This is a genomic window from Neorhizobium huautlense (assembly GCF_030811685.1).
Taxonomy (GTDB): Bacteria; Pseudomonadota; Alphaproteobacteria; order Rhizobiales; family Rhizobiaceae; genus Neorhizobium; species Neorhizobium huautlense_A.
Genome location: NZ_JAUSRF010000028.1, coordinates 13,547 through 39,202, shown reverse-complemented (window position 1 = coordinate 39,202; position 25,656 = coordinate 13,547). Strand labels below are relative to the sequence as shown.

The 25,656-nt window shown below is 55.8% G+C and carries 34 protein-coding genes; 12 read left to right on the top strand and 22 right to left on the bottom strand.

Annotated features, from left to right (window positions below; genetic code table 11):
• Window positions 1-243 precede the first annotated feature (243 nt).
• The gene (locus tag J2T09_RS26225) at window positions 244-747 is read left to right on the top strand and encodes a YciE/YciF ferroxidase family protein (protein ID WP_306840031.1); all 504 of its coding nucleotides are present in this window, start codon (window positions 244-246) and stop codon (window positions 745-747) included.
• A gap of 60 nt (window positions 748-807) precedes the next feature.
• Window positions 808-987, top strand: coding sequence for a DUF2934 domain-containing protein (locus J2T09_RS26220; protein WP_373458659.1), 180 nt, complete (start codon window positions 808-810; stop codon window positions 985-987).
• 78 nt (window positions 988-1,065) lie between these two features.
• On the opposite strand, the gene J2T09_RS26215 is transcribed toward J2T09_RS26220, so the two are convergent.
• From J2T09_RS26215 to J2T09_RS26195, 5 genes are all read right to left on the bottom strand, one after another.
• A complete protein-coding gene (locus J2T09_RS26215) occupies window positions 1,066-1,224 on the bottom strand; it encodes a hypothetical protein (RefSeq protein WP_306840029.1) in 159 nt (52 codons plus the stop codon).
• Window positions 1,221-1,367, bottom strand: coding sequence for a hypothetical protein (locus J2T09_RS26210; protein WP_306840028.1), 147 nt, complete (start codon window positions 1,365-1,367; stop codon window positions 1,221-1,223). The genes J2T09_RS26215 and J2T09_RS26210 overlap by 4 nt, the downstream gene beginning before the upstream one ends.
• A gap of 49 nt (window positions 1,368-1,416) precedes the next feature.
• Window positions 1,417-1,929 carry a ferritin-like domain-containing protein gene (locus J2T09_RS26205; RefSeq protein WP_306840027.1) on the bottom strand — a complete coding sequence of 171 codons (513 nt, stop codon included), beginning with the start codon at window positions 1,927-1,929 and terminating at the stop codon, window positions 1,417-1,419.
• 287 nt (window positions 1,930-2,216) lie between these two features.
• A complete protein-coding gene (locus tag J2T09_RS26200) occupies window positions 2,217-2,414 on the bottom strand; it encodes a hypothetical protein (RefSeq protein WP_306840026.1) in 198 nt (65 codons plus the stop codon).
• Complete coding sequence (locus tag J2T09_RS26195; RefSeq protein ID WP_306840025.1) at window positions 2,411-3,712, bottom strand: NAD(P)/FAD-dependent oxidoreductase; 1,302 nt, start codon at window positions 3,710-3,712, stop codon at window positions 2,411-2,413. Before J2T09_RS26195 ends, J2T09_RS26200 begins: the two co-directional genes overlap by 4 nt.
• 123 nt (window positions 3,713-3,835) lie before the next feature.
• Between J2T09_RS26195 and J2T09_RS26190 the strand changes: the two genes are divergently transcribed.
• Complete coding sequence (locus J2T09_RS26190) at window positions 3,836-4,018, top strand: hypothetical protein (protein ID WP_306840024.1); 183 nt, start codon at window positions 3,836-3,838, stop codon at window positions 4,016-4,018.
• A 497-nt stretch (window positions 4,019-4,515) separates the two neighbouring features.
• On the opposite strand, the gene J2T09_RS26185 is transcribed toward J2T09_RS26190, so the two are convergent.
• A complete protein-coding gene (locus tag J2T09_RS26185) occupies window positions 4,516-5,379 on the bottom strand; it encodes a manganese catalase family protein (RefSeq protein WP_306840023.1) in 864 nt (287 codons plus the stop codon).
• 213 nt (window positions 5,380-5,592) lie between these two features.
• Here J2T09_RS26185 and J2T09_RS26180 point away from each other — a divergent pair, with 213 nt between their 5' ends.
• The 5 genes from J2T09_RS26180 (at window position 5,593) to J2T09_RS26160 (ending at window position 7,991) form a co-directional block, all read left to right on the top strand.
• Window positions 5,593-5,772 (top strand): hypothetical protein, encoded by a 180-nt coding sequence (locus J2T09_RS26180; protein WP_306840022.1) that lies wholly within the window; start codon window positions 5,593-5,595, stop codon window positions 5,770-5,772.
• Window positions 5,773-5,985: 213 nt separating this feature from the next.
• Window positions 5,986-6,216, top strand: a complete 231-nt coding sequence (locus J2T09_RS26175) for a DUF378 domain-containing protein (protein WP_306840021.1) — start codon at window positions 5,986-5,988, stop codon at window positions 6,214-6,216.
• 139 nt (window positions 6,217-6,355) lie between these two features.
• On the top strand, window positions 6,356-6,661 hold the full coding sequence (locus tag J2T09_RS26170; protein ID WP_373458660.1) for a hypothetical protein: 306 nt from the start codon (window positions 6,356-6,358) through the stop codon (window positions 6,659-6,661).
• Window positions 6,639-6,932 (top strand): hypothetical protein, encoded by a 294-nt coding sequence (locus J2T09_RS26165; RefSeq protein ID WP_306840032.1) that lies wholly within the window; start codon window positions 6,639-6,641, stop codon window positions 6,930-6,932. Before J2T09_RS26170 ends, J2T09_RS26165 begins: the two co-directional genes overlap by 23 nt.
• A 195-nt stretch (window positions 6,933-7,127) precedes the next feature.
• Window positions 7,128-7,991, top strand: coding sequence for a glucose 1-dehydrogenase (locus J2T09_RS26160; RefSeq protein WP_306840030.1), 864 nt, complete (start codon window positions 7,128-7,130; stop codon window positions 7,989-7,991).
• Between the two features lie 81 nt (window positions 7,992-8,072).
• Here J2T09_RS26160 and J2T09_RS26155 read toward each other — a convergent pair whose 3' ends face one another.
• From J2T09_RS26155 to J2T09_RS26110, 10 genes are all read right to left on the bottom strand, one after another.
• Window positions 8,073-8,654, bottom strand: a complete 582-nt coding sequence (locus J2T09_RS26155) for a hypothetical protein (protein ID WP_306840019.1) — start codon at window positions 8,652-8,654, stop codon at window positions 8,073-8,075.
• Between the two features lie 75 nt (window positions 8,655-8,729).
• On the bottom strand, window positions 8,730-9,260 hold the full coding sequence (locus J2T09_RS26150; RefSeq protein ID WP_306840018.1) for a DUF4142 domain-containing protein: 531 nt from the start codon (window positions 9,258-9,260) through the stop codon (window positions 8,730-8,732).
• 99 nt (window positions 9,261-9,359) lie between these two features.
• Window positions 9,360-9,803, bottom strand: a complete 444-nt coding sequence (locus J2T09_RS26145) for a DUF421 domain-containing protein (RefSeq protein WP_306840017.1) — start codon at window positions 9,801-9,803, stop codon at window positions 9,360-9,362.
• A gap of 7 nt (window positions 9,804-9,810) precedes the next feature.
• Entirely contained in the window at window positions 9,811-10,323 is a 513-nt protein-coding gene (locus J2T09_RS26140; protein WP_306840016.1) for a hypothetical protein, read from the bottom strand.
• A 68-nt stretch (window positions 10,324-10,391) separates the two neighbouring features.
• Window positions 10,392-11,237: an SMP-30/gluconolactonase/LRE family protein gene (locus J2T09_RS26135; protein ID WP_306840014.1), complete on the bottom strand. Its 846-nt coding sequence runs from the start codon at window positions 11,235-11,237 to the stop codon at window positions 10,392-10,394.
• Window positions 11,234-13,015, bottom strand: coding sequence for a glycoside hydrolase family 15 protein (locus J2T09_RS26130; protein WP_306840013.1), 1,782 nt, complete (start codon window positions 13,013-13,015; stop codon window positions 11,234-11,236). The genes J2T09_RS26135 and J2T09_RS26130 overlap by 4 nt, the downstream gene beginning before the upstream one ends.
• Window positions 13,015-13,914: an SDR family oxidoreductase gene (locus J2T09_RS26125; RefSeq protein WP_306840012.1), complete on the bottom strand. Its 900-nt coding sequence runs from the start codon at window positions 13,912-13,914 to the stop codon at window positions 13,015-13,017. Before J2T09_RS26125 ends, J2T09_RS26130 begins: the two co-directional genes overlap by 1 nt.
• A 37-nt stretch (window positions 13,915-13,951) precedes the next feature.
• A complete protein-coding gene (locus J2T09_RS26120; RefSeq protein WP_306840011.1) occupies window positions 13,952-14,311 on the bottom strand; it encodes a hypothetical protein in 360 nt (119 codons plus the stop codon).
• 149 nt (window positions 14,312-14,460) lie between these two features.
• Window positions 14,461-15,078 (bottom strand): flavodoxin family protein, encoded by a 618-nt coding sequence (locus J2T09_RS26115; RefSeq protein WP_306840010.1) that lies wholly within the window; start codon window positions 15,076-15,078, stop codon window positions 14,461-14,463.
• Between the two features lie 114 nt (window positions 15,079-15,192).
• A complete protein-coding gene (locus tag J2T09_RS26110) occupies window positions 15,193-15,780 on the bottom strand; it encodes a cysteine hydrolase family protein (RefSeq protein ID WP_306840009.1) in 588 nt (195 codons plus the stop codon).
• Between the two features lie 12 nt (window positions 15,781-15,792).
• Here J2T09_RS26110 and J2T09_RS26105 point away from each other — a divergent pair, with 12 nt between their 5' ends.
• The 4 genes from J2T09_RS26105 (at window position 15,793) to J2T09_RS26090 (ending at window position 20,569) form a co-directional block, all read left to right on the top strand.
• Window positions 15,793-17,538, top strand: a complete 1,746-nt coding sequence (locus J2T09_RS26105) for a PAS domain-containing sensor histidine kinase (RefSeq protein ID WP_306840008.1) — start codon at window positions 15,793-15,795, stop codon at window positions 17,536-17,538.
• Window positions 17,538-17,897 (top strand): response regulator, encoded by a 360-nt coding sequence (locus tag J2T09_RS26100; protein WP_306840007.1) that lies wholly within the window; start codon window positions 17,538-17,540, stop codon window positions 17,895-17,897. The genes J2T09_RS26105 and J2T09_RS26100 overlap by 1 nt, the downstream gene beginning before the upstream one ends.
• 108 nt (window positions 17,898-18,005) lie before the next feature.
• Window positions 18,006-19,529: an HWE histidine kinase domain-containing protein gene (locus J2T09_RS26095; protein ID WP_306840006.1), complete on the top strand. Its 1,524-nt coding sequence runs from the start codon at window positions 18,006-18,008 to the stop codon at window positions 19,527-19,529.
• Window positions 19,530-19,855: 326 nt separating this feature from the next.
• Window positions 19,856-20,569: a Crp/Fnr family transcriptional regulator gene (locus J2T09_RS26090; protein ID WP_306840005.1), complete on the top strand. Its 714-nt coding sequence runs from the start codon at window positions 19,856-19,858 to the stop codon at window positions 20,567-20,569.
• A 4-nt stretch (window positions 20,570-20,573) separates the two neighbouring features.
• On the opposite strand, the gene J2T09_RS26085 is transcribed toward J2T09_RS26090, so the two are convergent.
• The 6 genes from J2T09_RS26085 to J2T09_RS26060 form a co-directional block, all read right to left on the bottom strand.
• Window positions 20,574-20,819, bottom strand: a complete 246-nt coding sequence (locus tag J2T09_RS26085) for a DUF6894 family protein (RefSeq protein ID WP_306840004.1) — start codon at window positions 20,817-20,819, stop codon at window positions 20,574-20,576.
• Between the two features lie 242 nt (window positions 20,820-21,061).
• Complete coding sequence (locus J2T09_RS26080) at window positions 21,062-21,469, bottom strand: PAS domain-containing protein (RefSeq protein ID WP_306840003.1); 408 nt, start codon at window positions 21,467-21,469, stop codon at window positions 21,062-21,064.
• Between the two features lie 172 nt (window positions 21,470-21,641).
• The gene (locus J2T09_RS26075; protein ID WP_306840002.1) at window positions 21,642-22,751 is read right to left on the bottom strand and encodes a helix-turn-helix domain-containing protein; all 1,110 of its coding nucleotides are present in this window, start codon (window positions 22,749-22,751) and stop codon (window positions 21,642-21,644) included.
• An 870-nt stretch (window positions 22,752-23,621) separates the two neighbouring features.
• Entirely contained in the window at window positions 23,622-24,587 is a 966-nt protein-coding gene (locus J2T09_RS26070; protein ID WP_306840001.1) for a DUF3618 domain-containing protein, read from the bottom strand.
• On the bottom strand, window positions 24,587-25,003 hold the full coding sequence (locus J2T09_RS26065; protein WP_306840000.1) for a phage holin family protein: 417 nt from the start codon (window positions 25,001-25,003) through the stop codon (window positions 24,587-24,589). Before J2T09_RS26065 ends, J2T09_RS26070 begins: the two co-directional genes overlap by 1 nt.
• Window positions 24,996-25,535: a nutrient deprivation-induced protein gene (locus J2T09_RS26060; RefSeq protein WP_306839999.1), complete on the bottom strand. Its 540-nt coding sequence runs from the start codon at window positions 25,533-25,535 to the stop codon at window positions 24,996-24,998. The genes J2T09_RS26065 and J2T09_RS26060 overlap by 8 nt, the downstream gene beginning before the upstream one ends.
• Between the last annotated feature and the right edge of the window lie 121 nt (window positions 25,536-25,656).

Genomic DNA, 25,656 nt, shown 5'->3' with positions numbered 1-25,656 from the left:
GGTCTTGGCGCTGCCATGAAGAAATTGGCCCATAGAGTGTCCCTCTGTGATCGCGACAATAATACGCCATCACACTGTGGGACTAAACACCTAGCAAGGCCAGCACTCCCAACTCCGATCCTTGACCTGAAAGGATTGATAGGGCGGGGCCAAGCCCTACCCGCCTCATAATTTTACCGGACCGGTTGGACCTTTCATTTTGCCTGGAAGTTCGTGAGCGCCAAATTGATTATGGTAGGAGTTATCATGGCTGAGAAGACTTTAGACGACCTGTTCCTGGATACGCTCAAGGACATTTATTATGCTGAAAAGCAGATCCTGAAGGCTTTGCCGAAGATGGCGCGTGCGTCGCAGTCGGAAGACGGCAAAGCGGCTTTTCTCAAGCATAAGGAGCAGACAGAAGGGCAGATCGAACGCCTGCAGCAGGTTTTTGAACTTGTTGGGAAGCCAGCCCGTGGCAAGACTTGTGAAGCCATTCAGGGCATCATTGCCGAAGCCGAAGAAATCATGGACGAATTCAAAGGCTCCGTTGCTCTTGATGCTGGCCTGATCGCATCGGCACAGGCTGTGGAGCATTACGAGATCGCGCGCTACGGCACCCTGAAAAGCTGGGCAGGCCAGCTTGGTCTGAATGACGCAATTCCCCTTCTCGATGCAAACCTTCAGGAGGAACTCGAAACCGACCAACTTCTCACCCAGCTTGGCGAAGCGTCCGCAAACCCCAAGGGCACCAAGAAGAGCGCATGACGATCGCGGCTGTCGTGCTCGATGGCTCGCCGGTTCCGCAACGATTTACAGGAGGGTTTCATGGGAAACGACCGCGAGGAGTGGATATCAAAGCGGGCTTACGAACTCTGGGAGCAGGCAGGGCGGCCGGACGGCCAGGATGCCGAGCAATGGGCCGAAGCCAGCGCCGAATGGGATGCCGGCCGAGGACAAAACAAAACCGGCAGCACCGCTGCGGGTTGGGACGACGACGAGTACTAGGCTCCACTGCACCTATGTAAAACGAGCTTGACCTGAGACGATGGCGGACATCCGCCATCGTTTTCCGAACCTGCCGCCTCAACCGGCCTGATCAATGGCATGAGGTGAAGGTTGAGTTCCCGGCGGGGCAGCGGACGGCATCCGTATCACGTAGATGACGGCACCGATCAGAACCACGGCTGCGGCAAGCGCAAGGAGCGTGATCAATCCTTTGCGGGCCGGGCCACCCGGGCTCATGTTCTATCGTGCGATCGCTCGCCCCTCCTGTCTTCGAGGCTTTTTTCAGCACGCTTCTTCAGATCCTCTCGGCTCGCATCGGCAGTTTTCGCATCAGAACGTGCCGCGTCGCTTTCCGGGTTCGATTTTGCAGGATCGGTCATTTAGGTTTCCTTCCAGTGGTGTTCGTCTCAAGAGCAATCAGATCCTCAGTTATATCTTTGCCGACATACCTGCTTCCTTGAGGTTGGCGAACTTGATCGTCATCGGACGGCGGTTGTCTTCAAGCCACGCAGCCATGGCGATTTCTTCATCGAGGCTGGCCTGCAATGGATTGACCATTGCCGCGAAGCCGCCAAGCTCGGCGATCGTGATGAGCGATTTGTAAGCCGCGATCTCGAAGTGCTCGAATGCGAAATTGGCCATGCTGTTCTTGAGGATCTCGTCGCCGGCGACGGTATGGCCGAGTGCAGCCATCGAGCCCGTGAATGATAAGGCAGCGTCCTTCAACGATGAGTTCTCCTCGGCGAGGGATGTCAGGATTTCATCCAGACGGCTGATTTGCCCTTCCGTCTCGCGGATATGCTCTTCGAGCTTCGCCGCTAAATCAGGGTAGTTTTCGATCCGCTTGACCTGAGGCTTCATGATAGAAAGTGCCTGGTTCTCCATCGCGTGCGCGTTCTTTAAGCCAGTGATGAAAATATCTCTTGTTTTAGCGTCAGACATCCTTGCCTCCTTTTGACCAACCGCGAACAGCTTTCCTGGACCGGAGTTCCCTCGCATCATTCACCCGACACAGTCGCGCTGACACATCATCGCGTGTGCTGCTCCAACGTCCCGTCTTGCGGTCGCTGCATCGTGTTACTGTCTGGATCTCCCGGAGTGAGTACGAAAAAGTAGAGCGCCCCTCACCCCAGCGCCGCTGTCAGTAGGAGCGCAACGAACAGCATCATGCCGCTTGCAGGCTTTTCGTGTTGAGCCATCACGCATCCTCGTCTTGCACCATTGATCATTCATCGGGAGGGGCTGGAAACGTCAGGTGGATCATTTGGACCCGCTTGGCTGCCATTGAAAAAATAGAAGCCAACTCCGAGCACTCCCACGGTCGACAAAACCACGCCGAGCCACATCATCTTTTTTGATGCGACGGAAATGGCGATGGCGAAAAGTGTTGCCCCCGCCACCAGAGCAAAAAACCAGATCTGTGTCATCGATCACCTCCCGGTCCGGTCACTGAGTAAATGATAGAGGACGCTGTCACATCGGTCTCTCTGATCGAACCTTCCTCGATCAGGCGAGCACTACGCTGTCGGGTGAGGTAGCGCCAAATCCATTGAATACTCACGAGAATGCGCTTCTCGAAATTGATCAGCAGATACACGTGCACGAAGGCCCACAAGAGCCAGGCGGTCCGCCCTTTCAAGGTCCATTTGCCGAAATCAAAAATGGCAGCGTTTCGACCGATGACCGCCGTATTCCCTCGGTTCCTGAAAGCAAATCCTGCAGGGTTTGCGTCTCCGCCTTTCAAATACCGTCCGAGATAGATCCCCTGCTGCTTGGCAACCTGAGCAAGGCCAGGTAGCGGCTTTCCATCCGTTCCTTTAAAATCGGCGGTGTCTCCAAGAGCGAAAATGTTCTGGTGGCCTACGACACGCAACTGATCATCCACCGGGATTCGTCCTCCCGGCACGGCATCTAATCCGAGCCACCGATGTGCGGGAGATGCCTTGACGCCGGCGCCCCAGACGATACAGCCGGTTCGAATGAACTCACTTCCAACCGTGACGCCATCTGATGTTACATCGAGAACCCGTTCACCTGTGCGCACCTCGACGCCTATTTTCTCGAGGTAATGACGCGCGTAGTCGATGAGCTTTTCCGGAAATGCCGCGAGTATCCTTGGCCCCGCTTCAATCAGGATGACCTTGAATTGGTCAGGTTGGATGTGTCTGAAGTCCCGGTTGATCATGAAGCGACCAAGCTCGGATATCGCTCCTGCAATCTCCACGCCAGTCGGCCCACCTCCGATCACCACGTAGGTGAGGAGGTTGCGCTTTTCCTGTTCGTCGTGGGCTCTCTCCGCCTTCTCGAATGACGACAGAAGACGCTGCCGGATCTGGCGCGCTTCATGAATTGTCTTCATGCCTGGTGCGTTGGCGCGCCAACCATCCTTGCCGAAATAGTTGTATTCCGAGCCAGTGGCGATGACCAAACGGTCGTAGTCGACCCGTTCACCGCCATCGAGCAGTACCTGCTGCCTGTCTGTGTCGATCCCGACCACCTCGGCCATGATCATGTTGATGTTGCGATGCCGACCCAAGGTCTTGCGAATAGGTTCGGCGATATCAGCGGGGGAGAGTGCGGCTGTCGCGACTTGATAGAGTAACGGCTGGAAAAGGTTGTGATTGCGACGATCGATGACGGTGACGGAGCAATCCGTGCCACCAAGTTCTTGCGCACAAGCAAGGCCGCCAAAGCCTCCTCCGATTATCAGGATACGTTCCGGCACAATTTCCTCATGAGTGGCCTCAGTGAACCGCGCTAACCTGAGCGAAAGTCATTAGTTCCATTGCGAGAAGATGGAACTTTCCCCTCATGCTTTGGTTCGCCGGGCACCAACAGGAGTGATCCAATGACGGAACGTAAAAGCGCTGAAACGCCGACAGGCCTGACACCCTCCAACGACACGCCGCAGGAAAAGAAGCGCAAAGTATTGCTGGGACGCGGCGCAGTCGGCTTCTTGGCCGCATTCGCGATTGCAGCCTTCGCTCTCTACATTTTTATCGCCGTCTACGGCCTGATCGCCGGGACCTGAAGCCATGCCCCATTCCGGAAACCAAGGCCCCGACTGGTATTTCCGTCTCGTAGGAGCTCAGAACGCGAAAGCCGGTATAGTGCGGTTTGCCGCCCTTCTATGTGTAGTGCTGTTGATCGCGGCTCTGGCGTCGATCTGGATCAGATCAACGTAATCGGTAAAGCATAGGGCAGTCGCGATGGATTGAATGAAATGCGATGCGCTGTGGCGATCGAGGCGGCCCAGTCCCAAGCCTGCCAGCTCAACAACTGCTCACGCAGCGGTTCCGGTCAGTCTCCAGATGTCTAATCATTCGCTGACCTGATCGAGCGCCCAATTTTTTTCGGTATCGCTCTCGCTTGGCCGATCTCTCTTCACAGTGCGGGGAACCATTGCGGGAAGCTTGGGAATTGAAGCTTCAGTTCCTAGATTGTCGGCACCATCCTTGCGTGACCGGCACCCTGCCACGGTTTTTGGAAAAGAGTGAACCGGCCCAGTTTCCTAGGCCGGCTGACCGTTCAGATTTTGTCAATCTGCTCGTTTTGAGCGCCGCTGTCCGGGCGTGCCGGTCCTAAGACCGGCTCTTCGCCCATAGGTACGTTCTGGAACACCGTAAACTGGCCCTTTCCGTCTATCGACGGGCCGTCGTTCCATCGCGCAGGCGGAGGCACTGAGCCGTCCGACGCGGTAGCAAAGAAATCGTAGTTGTGAGTCTGATCTTCCTTGTCTTGGGGGAAGCTATTCGGAATCGGCAGCGCACCTTCGTGTCCGCCGAGTTCCTCGATAACTGCCAGCCACTGTTGCTGGTGCATGGTGTCGCGGGCGATCATGAAATGAAGCATGTCCTTCATGCCATCATCATGCGCGGCATTGTAAAGACGCGTCGCCAACACGCGCCCCGTGCTTTCAGCCGCCACGTTGCAATACATGTCGGCGGCGAGATTGCCGCTCGCGTAAATATGCGACATGTCAAATGGCACGCCTTCCGAATTGCCAGGAAAAGCCGCCATACCCGTCGATAAGATGTGACGGTGCAGCATGCCTTCGACAACGTGACGCGGGTTTTCGCCACCCATGACTGCGCCGACGATCCCGTCTGCAGCGCCTGCTTCGGCAAGGCTGGCCGGAGCCTTGTCGAGATTGAGGGCAACGGCTGTGGCCAGCATTTCGATATGACCGATTTCCTCGGTTGCCGTGTGAAGAAGCATGTCCCGGTATTTCGTGGTCGGGCCACGTGCGCCCCATGCCTGGAAGAAATACTGCATACAGACGCGGATCTCGCCTTCGACGCCACCAATGGCCTGCTGGAGCATCCGAGCAAAAATGGGGTCTGGAGTGTTGACCTTGACCGGATACTGCAAACGCTTGTCGAAACTGAACATCGTTATCTCCTCGTGTGGGTTTCCGATACCTGGACAGATATCGGGCAGCGAACAGGAAGGAGCCTGAGAAGTTCCTGCATAGGTCAATCGCAGCGGCGTTCGTGGCGGATGGTACGATAGGAGACAATTTCGCGGCCAAGGGAACAGTCCGCAAACCCTTTTGTTCGAGGGTCGAGGTCAATTCAGATCTCGGAAAAAACCAAGGAGACCCAGATGGCAAACCAAGGTGGAAGCCACGAACAGCACGTCAAGGCCGGCCAGCAGAGCCATAAGAACCAGGAGGCAAAAGCCTCAAGCTCAAAGGGCCAGTCCGACAATACGCGCGGTACGCAAGGTGGTTCGCATGAACAGCACGTAAAGGCTGGTCAGCAGAGCCACAAAAACAGTCACTAAGGCGACTGTTCGAATTTTTCAGACCCGCGTGAGAGGCGCGGGTCTTTGCATATGCAGTGCATACCGGTCCCCAAGCTCGTGCAGGCCATTATGAAATTCCATGGTCGCGCTCCGGCCCACCGTCGCACGGTCACGGTATCAAACCTGTTTCATCCGCAGGAAGGAACTTCGTGGCTATCGTGATGTTAGCCGCCCGCAAACAAAGGAGAAAAAATGCGCTCGATCAATCTCATTACCCTCCTACTGGTAATCATCGGCGGCGTTAACTGGCTACTGGTTGGTATCGCCGATTTTGACCTAGTCGCTGCTCTGTTCGGCGGACAGCAGGCGACGCTTTCCAAGATCGTCTACGTACTTGTCGGCATATCGGCCCTCTGGCAGCTTGTGCCGTTCTCTCGCGCGATCCAGATTGGCGAGCCCAGATCGGAAGCACACCTTCGGTAAGACTTCGAGACGGGAACACGGAATGGGGCGCCAGGCTAAGAGCGCCCCACGACATTAAAGAGCAAAGACCCTAAGGATCAGGTTTGTCGCTATCGCTTCCTATTTGCATGCTTCAGCAAGCACTTTCAGAGACGGCGTCATTAAAAAGCTCATTCTGCTCATCACCTTGGCGTGCCTCTCGGCATGCAGTACGGGCTCCGACCCGGCGCCGCTTTCACAAAGCCGCAGTGACGGGCTGAACCCGGTACCCGGAAGTATCACCTATCGCGGGCAGCCCCGAACCAAGCTGAACAAATCTCCTATAGGGAGCGGATTCAGCCACGAGTTCTACAATTCCGCGGGCGACCGTGTCGTCGAACGGTATGTGATCCGCGCGGATAGAAGTCTGGCTATCGTGAGCAGGCGTATTATCAACTTGCCGGATGACGCCGACCGACCTGATTGAGCGAGCGCCAACCGTGCTTTCCGACGAATACTTGCTTGTCCATGATCAAAACCAAGTGGCGGTACGGTCGCCTCATTTCCCCTGTCCAAATCGAGAATATGCAATGAACAAGTCATATGAAAACAACCTGCCGAGCAGAGAAGTGTCGTCAGGTTCTCGCAAAAATCGCCCTTCTCTCCCGCTCGCAGGCATTATTGCTTACGCCATGGTGGCAACCGCCATGGGTGGATTTTTCGTCTGGATCGCAATTTACGGCGCCTTCGGCAGCTAGCGAAAGCTTTGCCTTTGCCAACTGCGCAGGCTGATCGGATGCCGATCCGGAACAGGCACCGCTTTAATGGGGTGCGATGTCGTGATCGGCACTAGCGCGGCTCGTCCATCCGAAAGGGTTCAAGAAAATGAGCGGGGTTGGAACTGCGGGTCTCATGTCTGGTTAGCGCGCTGTTGCAACATACAGGAGACAGCCATGAAAGAACCACGTCGCCCCTCCCCGCCGCAGCCCGAACAGCAGCAACAGCCTCCGGGCGAAACCAAGCTCATGAAGCCTTTGCCCGATCACGGCGAAAATTCCTATCAGGGCAATGGAAAACTCACAGGCAGGGTTGCTCTCATCACGGGCGCTGACTCCGGTATCGGTAAAGCAGTCGCCATCGCCTTTGCCCGCGAAGGCGCCGACGTTGTGATCTCCTATCTCAACGAAGATGAGGATGCGCGCGATACGGCCAAGTGGGTGGAAGAAGCCGGCCGCAAGGCCCTCGTGATCCCCGGCGACATCAAATCGGAGGATCACTGCATCGACCTGGTTGAACGGACGGTGGCCGAGCTTGGCAGCCTTGATATCCTCGTCAACAACGCAGCCTTCCAGCGGACCTATGCCGATATCAGCGATATCAGTGCAGACGAATGGGATGAAACTTTTCGGACCAACATATATGCGCCGTTCTTTCTTTCGAAAGCCGCTGCGCGCCATATGAAACCCGGCGGCGCGATCATCAACACCACATCCATTCAGTCCCGCCAGCCGTCTCCCCCGCTTCTGGCCTACGCATCAACGAAAGGTGCCGTCTCGAACTTTACCGCGGGACTGGCCGAGATGTTTGCCGACAAGGGTATACGCGTGAATGCTGTCGCACCGGGACCGATCTGGACGCCGCTGATCCCCTCGACCATGCCACCGGAGAAATCGGCGAAGTTCGGCGAGCAAACCTTGTTGAAGCGGGCAGGCCAGCCCGCGGAACTGGCCGGGGCATATGTCCTTCTTGCCTCGGATCTTGGCAGCTACATGACGGGAGCGGTCATTCCGGTCACAGGTGGTGAGATCATGATATGATGCAAGCCACCTGAGAACGCCCTGCCCGCGTGATGGAGAGAGCCAATTGTGGCCCTCCCAATGCGAAAATCTTGACCGGGGCTATGGTTTTTCTGTCGTGGTGCCGGTTGGATTGGTCGTCGGCACCGGCCCACCGGTGCCACTTTGGGAGTGCGGCGTCGTGTCAGTGGGCGCCGTGTTGCCGGTTCCGGACGTAGGTGCCGGGCTTGATGGCGCAGACTTTTTTGGTTGACCGGCAGCGCCTGTTTGCTCAGCCGGAGGGTCGGTCGCTTCGCCCCACCACTCGGCACCGGCCCAGGCAATGCCTGCCAAGATCAGCGCTGCAGCGAGAATAGTCAGTACCGGTAGTCCTGTCCGACCTTGTCGTGCATCCGTAGCATTCTCTACGACAGTTGGATTGTCTTTCGTTTCCATAGCTCTGGCTCCGTTCCAATTGAACACAACCCAGCCGCGTGGCGTTCGTTCCTTCGATAGCCGCCCTTTCCCGGACACATTTTGCCATCTCACCTGTTGGGAGAAAAAGGAGAAATAAAATGACCGAAAACGATCAAAGAGGCCGACCGGACCATGTTGGATGACGATGATAACAGCCGCTTCAACGAAAGTGTCGATACGACGAAAACGCCCGAGGAAGAGCGCGAGGATCCGAAGCGGAAGGAACAAGGACGGCCGGAGGCTAAAAGCCTCTAACGAACAAAGGCGGCAGAGATGCCGCCTTTCTTGTAACGGGCGCGATAATCAGTCTTTGTCCATGTCCTGAGCCATTTTGTAGTGATGCTCGAGAGCGGGAAGATGTTTGGCAGCGAATGCCTTGAGGTCCGCATTCTCGCCTTCCTCTGCATAACGCTTGAAGAGATCGACGGCATCCTCGTGCGCTTCGACCTGATCGTCGATGTATTCCTCGTTGAATTCAGCGCCCAGCAATTTGGCGAGCTCCTCAACGTTTTCCTTGTGGTCATCAATGAGAGTGGTCTCAGCCTTGCCCTGAACCTTTCCGCTGTTGAGCAGCGCAGTCAGTTCTGCCGTTGTCTTCTCATGGTCGGCAATCATCTGCGTCGCGAATTTCTTGACGGCATCGTCACCCTTTTGCATGGCGAGCTTGCTGGACTCGATTTCAAAGACGTCGCTGGCGGATGCCTGCATGATGAAGTCCTCCGTCTTTGGTGCGACGCCCAACGCGGAGTTAACGCCTGTGGACTCGGTTGCCGACTGTGCAAATGCAGCCGTAGCTGTCATCATGGCGGCGACGGTGAGTGCGATCTTTTTCATATGAATCTCCCTTATTTGCCGGGCACTAACAGGCGCACTGACGGAAAGTTCCGGCCTCGGGATAGCAAAAACAGTAATGCGGCCTCGAAATTTTGGAGGTCATTCCTTCGGGATGATGCTCACGGCACCATCTGCCTCCAAAACCGCTGATTTTATCTGGGTGAGCTGCTCCAATCCTTGCTCGACCCTCGCCGTTGTCAGCACGTCGTCGAGACTGACGCGCGCTCGGGCGAATGCGCGTAGGTCCGGTTTTCCATCGGAAATAAGGACTGTCGGCGTACCGTCGATAATCCGTGCCACCCGTGGTGCCCACTTCTTTATGTAGGATAGACCGATATCCATGCTGAACAGCACAATGATCAGTAGCGCCGCATTTATGATCGAAAAATCATCGCCGAGCAGGGCTTGCTGTGTGGTTTCAGCGATGATAAGAAGCAGCACCAAGTCGAACGGTGTCATTTGCGCCACCGTCCGCCGGCCGGACAGGCGCAACGCTATAAGCAGAATGAAATAGATGGCTGCGCCGCGTATGACAGTTTCCATAACACCCTCACGGAAAGATAAAGCTGGAAAGGGACACTAGCTCGCTGTCGATGCCGACACTGAAGCTTGCCGTACCCGCAGACTGCGCGCGAAGATGGAGTGTGACCATACCGCCGTCACGACCTGGATTGTCAAAGAACAATCGCTGACCGCTTCCCTCAATGACTGTGCGCACCGGCAATGGTTGAATATCCTCAACTTGAAAGACTTCAGCAAAGGAGTTTGATAGAAATAAAGAACGGGTCCGCGCAGAGGGATCGGGTCGGAACCGCACCATCATTTCGTCGGTGCCCTCCCACCGACCGATGCGGGGATGCTCGACGATTGCCCTGTCTATGACGGTAACTTTCGTGGCGAGCGGGCCGCCGGAGCCAAAGGCGCCTAACAAGCCGGCGACAATAATGAGCGCAAAGGCACACCAGGCTATCCGTTCGATCGTCCAGAAACGCTCTTGGAACCTGCGATGCTCGTTGAGCTGCAGACCATCTTTCCGAACGGTTGGCTGGTCGGGGGGACCCATGGCGTAACCCTTCCTGCGTTTTCGCCCATTAACGTGGGTAGCCTCCGATTGGTTTCGGCCGCTACCCCCTACGCTTGCAGGTGAACTTGAAAGACATGCCCGGACAGGGGAGCTTTTTGTCGTTCTTCGGAACTCATCCCATCGAAGGCAGTCGTGATGAAGAGTGTCTTACGACCCGGTCCCCCAAGGCAGCAACTTGTAACGTTGGGGACCGGCAGATCGACTCGACCGACAAGATCACCACGTGGCGAAAAAACATCGACACGGGAGCCGCCGAAAATCGCGGCATAGAGATTGCCATCGCTATCAGCTTCAAGTCCATCCGGACTTCCCTCAGCCGTCCTGGTAAACACCCGTTTGTTTGCCACGAGGCCATCACCGCCAATGTAGTCGTATACCCAGATCGTTTCTCGACCGGTATCGGCGTGGTACATGAGCCCCGCATCCGCACTCCATGCCTTGCCATTCGCGTTCGTGTATCCACCTTCGACCTCCTCCAGCCGATCGCCTCGCAGGAGGTAGAGTGCTGCCGTGTTCGTCGGCTCGGCCGACGTGTTGATCGTCCCAACCCAGAGCCGACCATCGGGATCCATCTTTCCGTCGTTGAGCCGGTGATCTGCAGGCAGGTCGAGCAAAGCCACTGGGCGCTCTTCCCCAGATTCAGGATCTAAGACGTGGACGCCGTTGCTCAAACCAATCAGCAATTGCCCGTCAGTGTGGGGAAAGACGAAGCTCACCTCCTTAGAGACGGACCAGGATCGATGTTTTCCTGCCTCGATATCGTATCGATGGATGCATTTGCCGGCGATATCGACCCACCAAAGAGATAAGGTTGGCGCATCCCAGTGGATCCCCTCTCCGAGTTGGCATGCAGGAAGATCGAGGTCGAGTGGCTGTGCATTTGATGTTTTCATCGGTTCTCCTGAAGCGAAAAAATTGCGTGAAAGAGCGCGAGGTGACTGAGACCTTGGGGCAGATTGCCCAGCCCTGCACCGCTTTCGGGATCGATCTGTTCGCAAAGGATGCCGAAGTTGTTTCCCAGCGGTTTCAGCAGCAAACTCAGCATCTTTTCCGCCCGATCGACGTCACCGAGGAAGGCGTAGGCTTCGACCAACCAGCAGCAGCAGGCAACAAACGCGCCTTCTTCATCGGCAGCACCGCTGTAACGATACACCAGCGAGCCGACCGCTAACTCTCTCTCAATAGCATCGCGGGTCGCCTTGAGGCGGCCATCGTGTTCAAATCCAAACCGGGTCGTCAGAAGCAGGGCAGCATCGAGCTTCTCTGTGCCGGCATGGAAAGTGTAGCTCTTCTTCTCCTCGGACCAACAGTGGGTGTCGATCCAATCGCGGATCTTGCGACTTTCCTCCTCCCATCGGTCTGCATTGCCTTTTATGTGACCGTAGCGGGCAAGATGCGATGCGCAGACAAGTGCAAGCCAGCATCCAATTTTGGAGAACGTATAATGCTGTTGATCTTCGAGCTCCCAGAGACCTGAATCCCTCTCCTCCCAACGATCGATGACCTGGTCCGCCAATCGTTCCATGAGGCGCGCCGTTGCCGGGTCCAGCACATGGCCCATTTCGGCGAACAAAAAAGCGGTTTCCAGGAGATCTCCGTAACAACTGAGCTGCACCTGCGTTTTTGCGCGATTGCCTGTGCGCACCGGTGTCGACCCCTTGTAGCCGGGCACGTCGATCACGCATTCATCAGGAACCTCGCACCCGACCAATGTGTAAACGACCGATGGCGTTGGTCCATCCTCGTCAATCGTGCGGATCAACCATCCAAACGCGCCGATCGCTTCGGACAGTGCACCGGCCCGTAGGAACGCCTTGATCGTATAGGCCGCGTCGCGGATCCAGGCATATCGGTAATCGTAGTTCTTGTCGCCACCGATGCGTTCCGGGAGCCCGGAGGTTGCGGCCGCAGCGATCGCGCCGGTCTTCGAGTATAGCAGGAACTTGAGAGACAAGGCGCAACGGACGAGGTCCAATTTGAACGGCCCCTCATAAGACAGCTTTTCAGACCAGCGGCGCCACTCGTCATCGCTAAAGTCGATGCGGCTGTCGATCTCCGACAAATCGGGGATAGCCAGCGGGGCCTTGTCGGCAACTAGATAGGCAATGCAGATCCGCGAACCCGTCTTTGTCCGATATCGTGCGGCTGTTTTGTAGTCGTCATCATCGACGATCAGAACCTCATCAGGATGGCAGAATGTGGTCGTCAGATCGCCGATGTAACGGATGGACGCGTTTGGATGATTGACGCGGCGGACTTCTCCTCGAGCGCAGATCGGCTGGATAGCGATCTCGAATTCGACCTCGCCTGAAATGCCTTGAATTCTTCTGGCGAGCTCGCACCAGGGCAGCCTGCCGCCTGCCCCACTGTTGATGGATTCTGTGACCCTGGCCCGGCCGGTATCGGTGATAAACGTGGTTTCAAGGACATTGCTGCCTTCGCGGTAGCGCCGCTCGATTGTAAAAGGTGTAGTGGGCGTGAGGGAAAACCGCCCGCCGTCAGCGTCATGCAAGCGGTTGAAGAGTGGCGGGGAATCCATGTCTGGCGCACACCACCAGTCGATGGAGCCATCGGCACCAACGAGCGCAACCGACCTGCCCTCGCCAATCGCGGCATAATGCTCGAGCGGCAAGAAACCGCCCAAGCGTTCGGGTTGAAGATTTTCCAGCATCAGGGAAGGGTGTTGCCGCCGGTGACGCCGAAGACCTCCCCGGTAATGTAGCTGGATTCCTGCGAAGCAAGGAAGACGTAGAGCGGTCCGCATTCGGCCGGCTGACCGGGGCGTTTCATCGGGACCTTGCTCCCGAAGCTCACGATCGCTTCCTGAGGCTGGCCTCCGGATGTCTGCAGTGGTGTCCAGACGGGACCCGGCGCGACGACATTGACCCGCACACCTTTCTCGATGACCTGTTTGGAAAGCGCTTTGCTGAATGCGACGATCGAAGACTTGGTAGGCGCATAATCAAGGAGGCTTGCTGATGGCTCGTAAGCCTGAATGGATGCTGTGTTGATGATGGTTGCGCCTGCCGGCAGCAAGGGCAGAGCCGCTTTGCAGACCCAGAACAACGCATAAACGTTTGTCTTGAAAGTTTCGTCGAACTGCTCCGTTGTGAGATCCGCGATGGTCTCAACCGCCTTCTGACGGCCGGCGACGTTGGCGATCAGGTCGAGTCCACCGAGTTCATCATGAGCTTTCTGAACCAAAAGCCTGCAGAACTCCTCGCTCTTCAGGTCACCAGGGATGGCGACGGCCTTGCGCCCCTCCGCCTCGATAAGCTGGATCACTTCATCGGCGTCAGACTGCTCTCCCGGGAGATAATTGATGACGACGTCAGCACCTTCGCGCGCAAATGCGATTGCTGCTGCCCGGCCAATTCCAGAATCGCCCCCGGTTACCAGTGCTTTGCGACCGTTCAGCCGACCCGAGCCCTTGTAGCTCGTTTCGCCATGGTCGGGAACTGGCTGCATCTTGCTTGCAAGGCCCGGTACGGGTTGAGGCTGTTTGGGGAATTCCGGTTGCGGATATTGCGTAAGAGGGTTTTGAATATCAAACTGGTTGGAAGATGCCATAGTGCAATTCCTCGTATTGGCATGGAAAATATTGTACTCAGAAACGACGACCGAGCTGTGTCGCGATAAGGGGAGCAGCGACTGCGCCGGCTGCACCGAGCCCTAACTTCTGAACAAGTCGTCCGAAGATCACCGTTGCGGCGACAGTGACCGCAATTCGTCGCCAAGGGTGATCGAAGCCGGTGGGCGCTGAGACGCCATCGGTATAACCGCAGATCGATGCGAGCCGTTGATGCAGCTCGGCGACTTCGTTCTGTAACGCGGCGATTTCCTCTCGGGGATCGATCCATCCCCTCTCCACGGCCGGGTCGCCGGTCGGAGCCTCCTCATCAAGCTCTGCGAGATGCTCGCGAAGCTGTTCGGCACTGTCAAAGCCCCTGGCCTTGCTATTTGTCATTGTTAACCTCGCACATATTGGGTGGGCTATTTCCGACCGACCGGTCACCTTCCCGCGCTGAAGAGGTTAGGACATGGGGCCGCGGAGGTGCGTTGTGGGACCCGAAGATGAACCGCTGCGGTGGGAGGAAGTTCCCTGGACGTAGGAACTCAGCTCTTTTCACCGGGATATTGTGCGCTCTTCAAAAGCTTGGCGAGATGAGCCGTGTTGCGCGCGAGCATCGAAATCATCGTTTGCACCTCCTCTGACGCTTCGTCCAGATCGACGAAATTCGTCGAGCCCATGGCCTCCCCGACCCAGTAAGCAACGGCATTGGCGGGAATTGTAAATCCGACATCGTTCAGTGCCTGATAGATTTCAGCCGAGACGTGATGGGCGCCATCTTCGTTGCCGACAACGGCAACCGCTGCAACCTTGCCATAGGACACCATGCGCCCTTCCTCATCCGTTTCCTCAAGGAATGCGTCCATGCGCTCCAGTGCCCGTTTGCAAATGCTGGAAGGCTGCCCGAGCCAAATCGGCGTTCCAAACAGGAGAATATCTGCTTGAAGGACTTTCTCGCGGATCGCCGGCCAGGCATCCCCTTCGCCTTCGTCCGAACTCACGCCGGGCTTGATGTCGTGGTCAGCGAGACGGACGACTTCCGTCTCGATGCCATGTTTCCTGAACTCCTCAGAGATGAGTTCAAGCAATTTCCCGGTCGACGACGGCTCCGATGCGGTAGACGATTTCAGAGTGCTGTTGAAAGCAATGGCTTTTGTAGGCATCTAATTTCCTTCCTTGGACGATTTGGGAGGCATAAGCCTCCGGATGAACAGTCCTGCATCGCACTGGCATCCAATCGAATCCTCCTTGAGAAATTCAATGAGTGCAGGTGTCGTTTAAACCGGGACTGCCGAGAGAAATTCTTCGGTCTTATGCAGCTTGAGTTGCACAGAGAAACGCTCACCGAGCAGATCAACAGCAGCATCATGGGTTTCGTCAGCGCCGCTACAGACCGCGTCACTCAACATAAGAACACGGAAGCCAAGGTCGATGGCTCCGAGCACAGTTGCGAGAACACAGACATCCGTCTCGCCTCCGGTGATGACGACAGTGTCCACGCCCATGCGCCGAAGCATTAAAAACAGCCGGCCATCCACCCACGGCGAATACGTCACTTTGTCGAAAGTTCGGGCGGGCGGCACCAGAGCTTGTAGGGAAGGTGCGAGACCTAGCAGCTCCTGCGGCAAGTGTTCGCCCGTCATCATCCACCATTTGCGATAGTAGTCGTGCCAGCTTCCGACTGCTTCATCAGGGCGAGAAGGTGGGATAAACCGCGTAAATATCGTCCTAGCGGCGTGACGTTCCGATAAATCTTGAAGCTGGGGCAGGACGCGCGACATCCATGGCACATGCCAGGGCGTATCCTCCGAGAACATCCGCTGAGCATCGACACAAATGTGTCTCCAGTTGCCGAGATTGTCCATGTCACCTCCGTTGTGGCCACGAACAACCAGGAAGCGACAGAGTTCCTCTTCCTCCACACCGTTTTTCCGAAAGCTTCGGATCCGCAAACCAAGCAATTCCGCCAGATCGTGGCGCCTCTCCGCAAGAAGAGGAACGAAACGATGCTCTTCGTTCCGATGATCATCTTTATAAGCGACCTCTACCAAAGACCGATCCGCAGCCTATGTTCTCACATCAACAAAAAAACGCAGCCATCAGCGACCTTTCAGTCTGATTGGAGTTATTGGCAGGCAGACAAACTTCGACGGGTAAAATCTCTGCCGCTTGCCAACCCGGATTGCCGACGGCTCTTCCGAGATCATGACTGGTCCTCCTCTCCTTTGGGGAGCATGGATCAGTGGAGTGTCGAACTGAAGACGCTCACAAACGTCATGCTAGGTTCCCTGCAGCCGATGCTCATCGTTTGGGGGCCGTCTCAGGTGACGTTGTACAACGATGGCTATGCTGCCATGTGCGGAAACCGCCATCCGGAGGCCTTTGGCCAGTCCTTCCAGGCACTTTGGCACGATATTTGGGAAGACGTTGAGCCGATCATCACTGCTGCCTATCGCGGTGAAGGCACATCGATGGATGACATCCAGTTCACGATGTATCGCAACGGCTTTCCGGAGGAGACCCATTTCGCGTTTTCATATACGCCGGTCCGAGATCCATGGGGCACCGTGCTCGGCATGTTTTGCGCCTGCACAGAGATAACCACGGAGGTGATGACCCGCCGGGCGGAAAAGACGCTGCGAGACCGGTTCATGCAGGTCTTCGAACTTAGCCCAGGTGGAATCGCAATGCTGGCCGGTCCCGACCATCGGTTCGAGTATGCGAACGAAGAATATTACTCGATGATCGGCGCGAGCCGCGACATCCTCGGGAAAACCGTCGCAGAGGCTGTTTCCGAAGTCGTGAGGCAGGGATTCATCGGCATCCTGGATGGCGTTTACCGCTCGGGTGAGGCCTTTGTCGCCCGGGCTTTGTCGATCGAGCTCAACCGTGGTCCAGATGGGGAAATGCAGCGGCGGCTGATCGATCTCGTTTACCAGCCCATGCGAAATGACGCAGGTGCCATTAACGGCATTCTCGTTCAGGCCCGCGATGTGACTGAACTGCGCGCTGAAGAGGCTCGGCAGGAATTGCTGTCCCACGAGCTCGGCCATCGCCTCAAGAATCAGCTTGCCATGGTTCAGGCTATCGCATCTCAGACCTTACGAAACGCCCCGGATATTTCCACCGCTCGGAAACGCCTATCTGAGCGCCTCGCAGTTTTGAGCGACGCTCATGATACTATCCTGGAAGGTGGTCGGGGTGCCTCGACCGTCCGTCAACTCGTAGATCAGATGATCACCCTGCATGACGATCCCGCCCAGCCGCGGATACGCACAGTTGGCCCAAATCTCAAAGTTGGCTCACGCCCGGCATTGTCGGTTTCGCTGATTTTGCATGAGCTGGCGACAAACGCGCTGAAATATGGCGCGCTCTCGTCGCCTGAAGGCAGCATCGATATCAGTTGGCGGGTCGCAGGAGAGGCGAGAGACCGGTTCGAGATGGAATGGCTAGAGGTCGGCGGACCGCCAATCACCGCTCCATCGAAGCAGGGATCGGGAATGCGGCTTATTTCGGCGGGGTTGAACGGCACCGTCAACAGCGATGTGAAGATGGTCTACGAACCAGACGGGCTTAAATGCTTTATCACTGCTGATCTGGAAAGCTTTCAGAAGGAGCACTGATGAACGCTACTATTCTTGTGGTCGAAGACGACGGACTTATTCGAATGGATCTTGCCGATACGCTGACTGACCAGGGTTTCAAGGTGTTGGAGGCCGGCAATGCTGATGAAGCATTCGAGATCATGGAGCAAAATGCTCTAATCCATGCCTTGATTACAGACATCGACATGCCGGGCTCCATGAATGGGCTCGAACTGGCGCGTCATGTAGCAGAAATACGCCCCGATTGTGCGATCACCGTGATTTCAGGCCGCTATTCGCCATCGCAGGGTGCACTCCCCGCCAAGGCGCGCTTTCTATCCAAACCTGTTTCCGAGGAAGCGGTGGCGCAAACCTTGGCAGAGCTCGGAGTTGGATAGCGCAATGTACGGTATCGTACCGTGGCGTGTCTTGTCGCCTCCCAAACATATATCCGGGCGAGAGATGCTGCTGAGCTTCATCTGAGAACCATTTCGAGAAAATCAAGCATGAGCGTCGCGCGCGTGGACGAGTTTCAACAACCGACCAGGCCCTGGATTGAGAGTGAGCGATCGACAGCTCTTCACGCCTACGGTGTCCTGGACACTCCACGAGAGGCAGAATTTGACGAGCTTGCACAAGTCGCTTCAGACATTTGCGGCGCACCGATTGCCGTTGTGAACCTCGTCGATACAACCCGACAATTCTTCAAGGCCGAAGTCGGGCTTGGCGTCCGCTCGACGCCGCTTGAGTCTGCTATATGCGCGCACGCCTTGCTTGAAGAAGACGTGATGGTAATCCCCGACGCGACGAAAGACCCGCGTCTCGAATGCAACCCACTCGTGACCGAAGCCCCGCATCTGCGTGCTTATGCCGGGGCACTCTTAAAAACCGCAGACGGACTGCCAATCGGAACGATCTGTGTCCTGGATTACCGGCCACGGGAGTTCACTGATGCGCAGATAAAGATGCTTCGGTTCCTTGCCCGGCAAACAATGGCTCAACTCGAGCTGCGTCGCCAGATTTCAGAGCAGCGGCGTCTCCTTGCGCGGGCAAGGCGCGCCGAGAATGAGAAGGCAAATTTCGAGCGTCTCGTTCGTCAGGCCTCTGATTTTATTGGAATGGCCGACAAGTCTGGACAGGTTGTGTTTCTCAACGATGCGGCCCGCGCAATGCTCGGCCTTTCACCGGACGAGGCCATTCCATCGAAAGTGGAGCCTTTTATAGCCGAAGAGGATCGTCAGGCGTTTCGGGATGAGGTCGTACCGGTCATCAGAGCGGGCGAGAGCTGCGACCGTGAACTTCGGCTTCGAAATATAAAAACCGGCGAGACGTTTCCCGCCCTATACACGATGTTCCCGATTAGGGGGGCCGATAACGCTATCGTCGGCTACGGCGTCGTGACCAAGGACATTTCCGAACAAAAGGCAGAGGAAGAACGGCGCGCGCACATTATCTCCGAAGCGGCGCATCGGATGAAGAATACACTGGCTATCGTTGAGGCGATCGTGTCGCAAACACTCAGGAACGCGACAACCCTCGAGGAAGGGCGAAATTCAATCTCCAAGCGTGTCCGCGCGCTTGCCCAAGCGCAAGATATTCTATCAGCCGCGGAAGGTTCTGCCGCCGATATCGTTAAAGTGATAGAAAATGCCCTCACTCCACATGACCCGGGTGCACCACGGTTGAAGTTTACCGGCCCCTCGCATCCGCTGTCCGCAGCACAGTCACTTGGTCTGTCGCTGGCGATCCATGAGCTTGCCACCAACGCTGCAAAATATGGTGCCTTGAAGGGCGACACTGGCAATGTCGAGATTGCTTGGACTGTATCGGATGCAGGTGACTTTTGCCTTGAGTGGAAAGAGAGTGCAGGATTTCCGGTCATGCCCCCAACAACGTCGGGATTTGGCTCGAAGCTCATTCAGCGTCTGGTCGCCCCATATTTCGGTGGCACTGCTGTTCATGAGTTTCTACCGAACGGCGTCCGCTTTACGCTCGAGGGTAAGCTACCTAGTCGGGACATGGCATTGTAGGCCGGGAGGGCCGCCGTCTAAACATCAAATCTTTAGGAAAGGGTGTCGAGTTTTCACGCGGAACTGAGCCGCTTGGCGCATAAGGGGTGCGGACGAAAACTTTGACTATCAAGGAGCGAGTTCCGAGGTGCGACTTGCATGTGGACCATAAATTTCTCCGTGCGAGGAGTGACGCAGCCCGAGGAAGTGCCAGCAAAGCAAGCGGAGTGTATGCCAGCGTACATAAAATCTTCCCGAAATACGCGATGCTATAGAATCGCCAACCGTTTGAAATAGCTTAGGGCTTGGCGGCTGTGGGCGTTCGCCCGCGCCCGCAATCGAGAGCCATGCACGGTACGAAACATCCAAGCCTACGCAACCGTCTTCTTGCCCTGGTACCGGCAAATGAGTTTCAGAATATCGCTGAGGTGTTGCACCCGGTTGATCTCCCCAAAGGCACGGTAATCACGCGTGCAAACGAGAAGATCGATTGCGTCTATTTTCTATGCAGCGGCATCGGTTCAGTTGTTACGACTGCCAAGGACGGTCAAAGAGCAGAAGCGGGCATGGTCGGTCGCGAAGGCTTCTGTCCGACATCGGCAGGCGTGGGTGGCACGATAAGTATCCATGAGGTGTTGATGCAGGTCCCGGGTCAAGCATACACTATGCAGCTCGGCGCTATGACAGACATCCTGCCGACCAATCCGGTTTTTTCCAATCTTCTTGCCAGATACATCCAGTCGTTTGCCGCTCAAATTTCCTTTACTGCATTATGTAACGCAAATTATCAGGTCGATCAGCGCCTCGCGCGCTGGCTTCTCATGTGCCACGACCGTCTTGACGGTGATGAAATCATGATCACCCACGATTTTGTGTCGCTGATGCTTGCTGTACGCCGTCCAAGTGTAACCAATGCCTTCCACATTCTCGAAGGACTCAAACTGGTTTTTGCAGAGCGTGGCAGGGTCACGATTCGTGACCGCAAAGGTCTGGAGGATTTTGCAGGAGCGGCCTACGGTGACCCTGAGGAGGAATATCGCCGGCTAATCGGAGAGATATGAGCGATTATTTTTTCAAGTGATCTTGGACGACGTCATGAAACGAGATGCTAAAGAGGACATTTCCCTCTTCGTCAGAAACATCCATGTATTCGTCGGAAAAAATTTGACCGGTCTTAATCCGCGCCGCAACAAGTTCACGCACCGCATTTGTGGCACTTACACGTGCAGCCTCGCTGTCTGAAAACTCATCGCCTTCAACATCTGAAACAATCTGATCATCTCGGCGAAGGTGGAAGTAGTAACGGCTCATAGGGTCAATTTCAGTCCAAAAATCCGGCTGCCGCAGTTGTGGTTTGACTGGCTTCGCTGGCTCGCCACTCACTACGCGTGATGAGCTAACTCTTCAAGGCCAGACCTGTTCCTGATCGCCAGCATATGACGTCACAGTTCGTGGGCGGAACTGTGACAACCGGTAGCCGAAGCCCTTTGCATCGGATAAAGCGACACGTCTTTCGAAGTTTCAACGGCCGATTTGTCGCCGCTCGTCCCAAGCTAGTGCGAGACGCGTGCGTGGACGTCAGACTGCTCGGCGGGTACAACGATTCCGACATACCGTACGGGCACGCCGTCTTGATCCCGGAACCCTCTGCCAAACGAACAAACATTCACGTACCTGCCGGCCGCATTAAGGACTCGATAGTGTTCTTGTTGCGCAGTGTGTTCCACGATGCTGTCACGAATTGCCTTTGCCAAGCGAGCTAGGTCGTCTTGGTGGACGCGCGCCAGATAATCCTCGATCGGCAAGCCCTGTTCTGCCAAAACCTCGTCGATCCCGAACAGGCGCGCGAGTGCGCCATCAGCGTAGAGAAGGTTGTCTGGGACGTCCCAGGTAAAAAAACCGGCATCTGGCACTTCATGAATATTGTCGGTCTCAAAGAGAAATGCACTTGGCTGCTGCATCGACTTCCCATGGCAATAACGTACATGTGAATTTTAGGCATCGATGAAGTATGTTCAAGACGGAAACCCGGCCGGTACGCTAACGCACCCAAGGCATCTGGAGCTCACCTTGCGTGGACGAACCATTTCACTTGAGCATTGAGAAGCGGCACCTACCCACAGACTGACGTTTTCAGCTTACAAATTTCATGGAGTCTGTCAGAGGCAAGGCCATCAACCGATCATACTCAGACTCGGGCAGCCCATAAGCCTCACCTGCTGCTGCAACAAGTCCACGATAGTCACGCACCTCGATGCTGCCTCTGGTAGACCTGATGAGATGCTCACCCTCCAGAACGTGGAGGGTATTGGTCACTGAAGAGCGCCTTACCCCTAACATGATTGAAAGATAGTCATGCGTGAGGTCAAACGCCTTGCCAGGAACGCGATCGTATACCATGGCCAGCCACCGTGCCAGGCGCTGGCTCAGTTCGAAGCGCCCGTTCGCTAATGCAGTATGGCTCACCTGTACACCAAGGGCACGTGCGTGACGAGCAGCAAGCAAACGTAGCTCCGGTACGTGGTTCAGGAAAAACAAAAAATCTTGCACGGACAGAACAATCGCGTCTCCTTCGATCTGGGCAACAAGCTCATAGATCGTCTTGTCATCTCCAACCAGCATTCCCGCTCCAGTGAGCCCCTCCCGGCCGATCAGTCCGGTTTCGATTCGACTTCCCCCGTTTGAAGCAGCGATGACCGACACGACGCAGTCAATCGGGAAATAGATTTGGCTCACAACTTGATTTGGGGCTTCGATGGTCATCCCCTGCCGAACCGTTATCATTTGCAGCTTTGGCTGCATCGATCTGCGCGCCTCTTTAGGCAGACGTGAAAGAATGCTGTTTCGACATATGTCTGTGTCATTGATCAAGGATGCCTGACGCTCTTGTGAAAGAGCCGACAGGATCGATCGTTCTGCGATCGGTTTTTGCAATACGACCTTACGGGCATGACGCTCAGGTATGATGTTCCGTTCAAAGCCTGTTGAGAAAACAAAAGGAATGGCTCGCTTCTCAAGCTCGTCAGCAACAGGAAACACAAGCTCTTCCCCGAGATTGATGTCGAGTACGGCGCCAGCGATGGGCGTCTGTGCGATTTCGGCCATCGCACTTTTCACGTTTGCCGATGGACCGGCAACGAGGATACCTTCTGCCAAGAAATTCGACGCCAGCTGTGACGCAATAAGGTAATCATCCTCGACGATCAGAATGCGACGACCCAGCCAGGAATGTTGCGTTTGCATTGGCATCCTCCATTAGCCGTAAGAAATACAACATGTGCCTGTGTCTCAAACTCTCAAGGACTATTCCGTTTTGATCGTCATGAGAAAATTGCTCGCGTCCTTAAAATGCACGGCGGAGCTTCCTTATCTTTGTTCAGCTCAGCCGAGCCAAACTCAAGGTTATGGGCTATTAAGAGAGGAGCATTAGGCAAGGTTGCGCGCCACTTCCAACTGGAAAACGCGATCTTCTCCTCGATGAGGTTCGAATCATCGACCTGAAGCACGCGGCTGGCATGTCATCGCACGCTTTGTGAATTTAACAACCTGAAACGTCGGCCGTCATACGGTCCTATTACGGAACTCCGTCCGTATTGAGTTGCCGAAGTGCCGAAGTGCCGAAGTGCCGAACATTGCGCAAACGATGCTTTTCGCGAGGTCAACTGACAGAGCTGGTCTTTGCAGGAGCGCGTAGCCAGTCCTTTATCTCTGATAGAACCGCCCGACGGACGGGGAACCTCAAGATGTCTGGAAAGCGATCGGCGATCTGCCTGCGGTCTGTTTCCGCTGGCCAAATACCGATAGCATCTTCTAACGCGACTGCAGCCCTAACCGTTAGGCCCTGGGGGACTCGCCGATTATTTCGGCGTGTCACCAAGATAGCATTTTCTTGAGCTATCCGGCTGACTGAATTAATGTGAAGTCCGTATCTTATTGCTAACAAATTCAGTGGTTCGCCCGATAGTCGCGCGGCAGCGATTTCGAAGTTACGATCGGTAACATCATTCATTTTGAACCTGTGCATGGGGTAGTTGGAACTCTATTTGGCTGGTCCGAATGCGGAAGACCTGCATGTTTGCCCGCCAATTATGACGGGCAAACAGCGGTAGGTCTTTAGAATTTTTGCGGCCTCTCGGAAGAGTCTGCAGCCTTAGTTTCCGCGGCGACCCGATCCCGTGCGGCGTCATGAACATCGGACGCAACAGTAACGGCTTTGGCGTAGGCACCTGAGACAACTTCGCCGGCCTTATCTACCGCCTTTGCAGCTTCTGCTGAGACGGTGTCTTTCAGCTTGTCGGACGTTTCTCCAAGAGCTTCGTCCTCAACCTGAGAGTGGGGCAGCGCTGCACCAATCGCGGCGCCCAGAGCGAATGCAAGGGCACCTCCTACAAGCGGCTGGTCCTTGAAGTGTTTCAACACGGCATCGTTGAGCTGCGAACTCATATCAGCTGCGTTGCTTCCGGCACTCGAGAGGTTCTTTGTTGCCGTGTGAGCCTTATCCGAAATTGCTTCCCAAGTATGCGATACCCACCCCGACGCTTCGTCGAACAAAGTGCCGGCTTCATCGCGAATGTCGTGGATCTGACGCCCTGATGCGTCGGCAAAACCACGAAAGGTTTTTCCGCTGGCATCCACGAAGTGGCCTGCACGGCGCCCGGTCTCGTCAGTGAGCGCTTTGAACCGGCTTCCTGCTGCGTCAGTAAAGTGGCTATAGCGCCCGCCTGCATCTGCTTCCGGAGGACCAATCCGGCGAAGATCACCCTTTGTCATCGCCAAAGGGTAGGTCTCGCTGGAGCTCGCGGCATAGGACGAGACGTCCGTCTTCGGCCCTGCCATCAGCCACGCGAGGCTAACTCCCATAAGCGCAAGGGGAATTGGGTTGTTTTTAACCGCAGCACCGAAGTTCGAGGCGTATTCACCGCCGCCGCTTGTTTTCACGTACGCTAGCGCTTCGTCTACTAGCTGACCAGGAGACATGCGCTGTTGAATAGCGTCAAGTCGCTCCTCGATACGCTGGCGATCCTGGGCGATTTCCTGTTCGATCTCTGCCGATCGAGAATTCTCTGACGTGTGGGCCATTAGGTTCTGTCCTTTACGATCTGAGCGTCGCGCTGCAAGGATGCTGACGTGCGTTCAAGCTTGAGGTTTTCGCCTTTGAGAGCTTTGAGGCCGCGTGATGCGAGTATCCACGCGATGAATGCGACAACGACCCCTACCAGTACGGATGAGAGTGCATCAGCGTTTGGCTCCGTCATGCCTTGCGCTACAAGAAGGGCCCCGATGCCGTTCACCAATGCCGCGAGGAGTACGCCAACGGCGCAAATCGCGAGGACGATACCTGCGGCGAATGCTTCCACACCTGTCAGGGCATGCGACATCTTTTCGGAGGCTTCGGTTTTGGCGAGTTCGATCTCCTTGCGAAACAGACCGGAAATGTCCCCGACCAGACCGGTCACGAGTTCAGAGAGCGATCGATTTTCGGTTGAGTTAGTCATTGAACCGGCCCTCCGTGGTGACAACGTTGGTGGACGCGACCAAGGTGGAGGGAAGGCCGGATACCGGCCGACTTTCGGCAGGGTTCTTCGGAGAAGACGCTGATCGATCAGACTTCGGCGCCGAAGACGTGATGAAACGGCTGGCTGCTAGACCGGCGATCGCAGCGATGCTGAGAAAAGCAAGCGGTTGCTTCCGGCCAAAATCCTCTGCCATGCCCGCGATCTCGCCAAGGCTGCGATCCTGTATGCTGTCTGACGCGCTGCGCAAATTGTTGCCGAGATTTCGGGTAAGGCGGCCGATGTCACGGTTCTCCCCACCTTCGAGCTCCGCTGCAACCTTTTCCATCGCCATGGCAACGTCACCAAGCTTATGTGCGATTACATTCTTCTGATCAGTCGCGGCATCCTTGGCCTTGTCTGTCGCAGCTGTCGCTTCGTTTCGGGCAAAATCAGTGACAGATTGAACATCCTCCGCCACCTTTGTCTTCAGCTCAGCCGCCGAAGGCTGCGCTGGTTGCTCGTGCTCATTCATGGATCTCTCCCAAGTTTTGTCCGGTTGGTGAAGTCAACTCAACACAAGGGAAATCCGATTGTTCCTCAAAATTTTACAGAGGCCTGATGGGTGAGTTACGAGCTGACGGTCCTGGCTGAAA

Excerpts from the sequence above, each read along its gene's own strand:
- J2T09_RS26140 (WP_306840016.1), bottom strand. The coding sequence starts at position 10,323 with ATGGGTCCCCCCGACCAGCCAACCGTTCGGAAAGATGGTCTGCAGCTC.
- J2T09_RS26060 (WP_306839999.1), bottom strand. The coding sequence starts at position 25,535 with ATGAATGAGCACGAGCAACCAGCGCAGCCTTCGGCGGCTGAGCTGAAG.
- J2T09_RS26185 (WP_306840023.1), bottom strand. The coding sequence starts at position 5,379 with ATGTTCAGTTTCGACAAGCGTTTGCAGTATCCGGTCAAGGTCAACACT.
- J2T09_RS26200 (WP_306840026.1), bottom strand. The coding sequence starts at position 2,414 with ATGACACAGATCTGGTTTTTTGCTCTGGTGGCGGGGGCAACACTTTTC.
- J2T09_RS26125 (WP_306840012.1), bottom strand. The coding sequence starts at position 13,914 with ATGGCATCTTCCAACCAGTTTGATATTCAAAACCCTCTTACGCAATAT.
- J2T09_RS26065 (WP_306840000.1), bottom strand. The coding sequence starts at position 25,003 with ATGACTAACTCAACCGAAAATCGATCGCTCTCTGAACTCGTGACCGGT.
- J2T09_RS26135 (WP_306840014.1), bottom strand. The coding sequence starts at position 11,237 with ATGAAAACATCAAATGCACAGCCACTCGACCTCGATCTTCCTGCATGC.
- J2T09_RS26165 (WP_306840032.1), top strand. The coding sequence starts at position 6,639 with ATGACGCCGACCGACCTGATTGAGCGAGCGCCAACCGTGCTTTCCGAC.
- J2T09_RS26095 (WP_306840006.1), top strand. The coding sequence starts at position 18,006 with ATGAGCGTCGCGCGCGTGGACGAGTTTCAACAACCGACCAGGCCCTGG.
- J2T09_RS26145 (WP_306840017.1), bottom strand. The coding sequence starts at position 9,803 with ATGGAAACTGTCATACGCGGCGCAGCCATCTATTTCATTCTGCTTATA.
- J2T09_RS26205 (WP_306840027.1), bottom strand. The coding sequence starts at position 1,929 with ATGTCTGACGCTAAAACAAGAGATATTTTCATCACTGGCTTAAAGAAC.
- J2T09_RS26150 (WP_306840018.1), bottom strand. The coding sequence starts at position 9,260 with ATGAAAAAGATCGCACTCACCGTCGCCGCCATGATGACAGCTACGGCT.
- J2T09_RS26160 (WP_306840030.1), top strand. The coding sequence starts at position 7,128 with ATGAAAGAACCACGTCGCCCCTCCCCGCCGCAGCCCGAACAGCAGCAA.
- J2T09_RS26210 (WP_306840028.1), bottom strand. The coding sequence starts at position 1,367 with ATGACCGATCCTGCAAAATCGAACCCGGAAAGCGACGCGGCACGTTCT.
- J2T09_RS26180 (WP_306840022.1), top strand. The coding sequence starts at position 5,593 with ATGGCAAACCAAGGTGGAAGCCACGAACAGCACGTCAAGGCCGGCCAG.
- J2T09_RS26115 (WP_306840010.1), bottom strand. The coding sequence starts at position 15,078 with ATGCCTACAAAAGCCATTGCTTTCAACAGCACTCTGAAATCGTCTACC.
- J2T09_RS26120 (WP_306840011.1), bottom strand. The coding sequence starts at position 14,311 with ATGACAAATAGCAAGGCCAGGGGCTTTGACAGTGCCGAACAGCTTCGC.
- J2T09_RS26075 (WP_306840002.1), bottom strand. The coding sequence starts at position 22,751 with ATGCAAACGCAACATTCCTGGCTGGGTCGTCGCATTCTGATCGTCGAG.
- J2T09_RS26110 (WP_306840009.1), bottom strand. The coding sequence starts at position 15,780 with ATGGACAATCTCGGCAACTGGAGACACATTTGTGTCGATGCTCAGCGG.
- J2T09_RS26080 (WP_306840003.1), bottom strand. The coding sequence starts at position 21,469 with ATGCAGCAGCCAAGTGCATTTCTCTTTGAGACCGACAATATTCATGAA.
- J2T09_RS26215 (WP_306840029.1), bottom strand. The coding sequence starts at position 1,224 with ATGAGCCCGGGTGGCCCGGCCCGCAAAGGATTGATCACGCTCCTTGCG.
- J2T09_RS26130 (WP_306840013.1), bottom strand. The coding sequence starts at position 13,015 with ATGCTGGAAAATCTTCAACCCGAACGCTTGGGCGGTTTCTTGCCGCTC.
- J2T09_RS26085 (WP_306840004.1), bottom strand. The coding sequence starts at position 20,819 with ATGAGCCGTTACTACTTCCACCTTCGCCGAGATGATCAGATTGTTTCA.
- J2T09_RS26070 (WP_306840001.1), bottom strand. The coding sequence starts at position 24,587 with ATGGCCCACACGTCAGAGAATTCTCGATCGGCAGAGATCGAACAGGAA.
- J2T09_RS26175 (WP_306840021.1), top strand. The coding sequence starts at position 5,986 with ATGCGCTCGATCAATCTCATTACCCTCCTACTGGTAATCATCGGCGGC.
- J2T09_RS26190 (WP_306840024.1), top strand. The coding sequence starts at position 3,836 with ATGACGGAACGTAAAAGCGCTGAAACGCCGACAGGCCTGACACCCTCC.
- J2T09_RS26220 (WP_373458659.1), top strand. The coding sequence starts at position 808 with ATGGGAAACGACCGCGAGGAGTGGATATCAAAGCGGGCTTACGAACTC.
- J2T09_RS26100 (WP_306840007.1), top strand. The coding sequence starts at position 17,538 with ATGAACGCTACTATTCTTGTGGTCGAAGACGACGGACTTATTCGAATG.
- J2T09_RS26090 (WP_306840005.1), top strand. The coding sequence starts at position 19,856 with ATGCACGGTACGAAACATCCAAGCCTACGCAACCGTCTTCTTGCCCTG.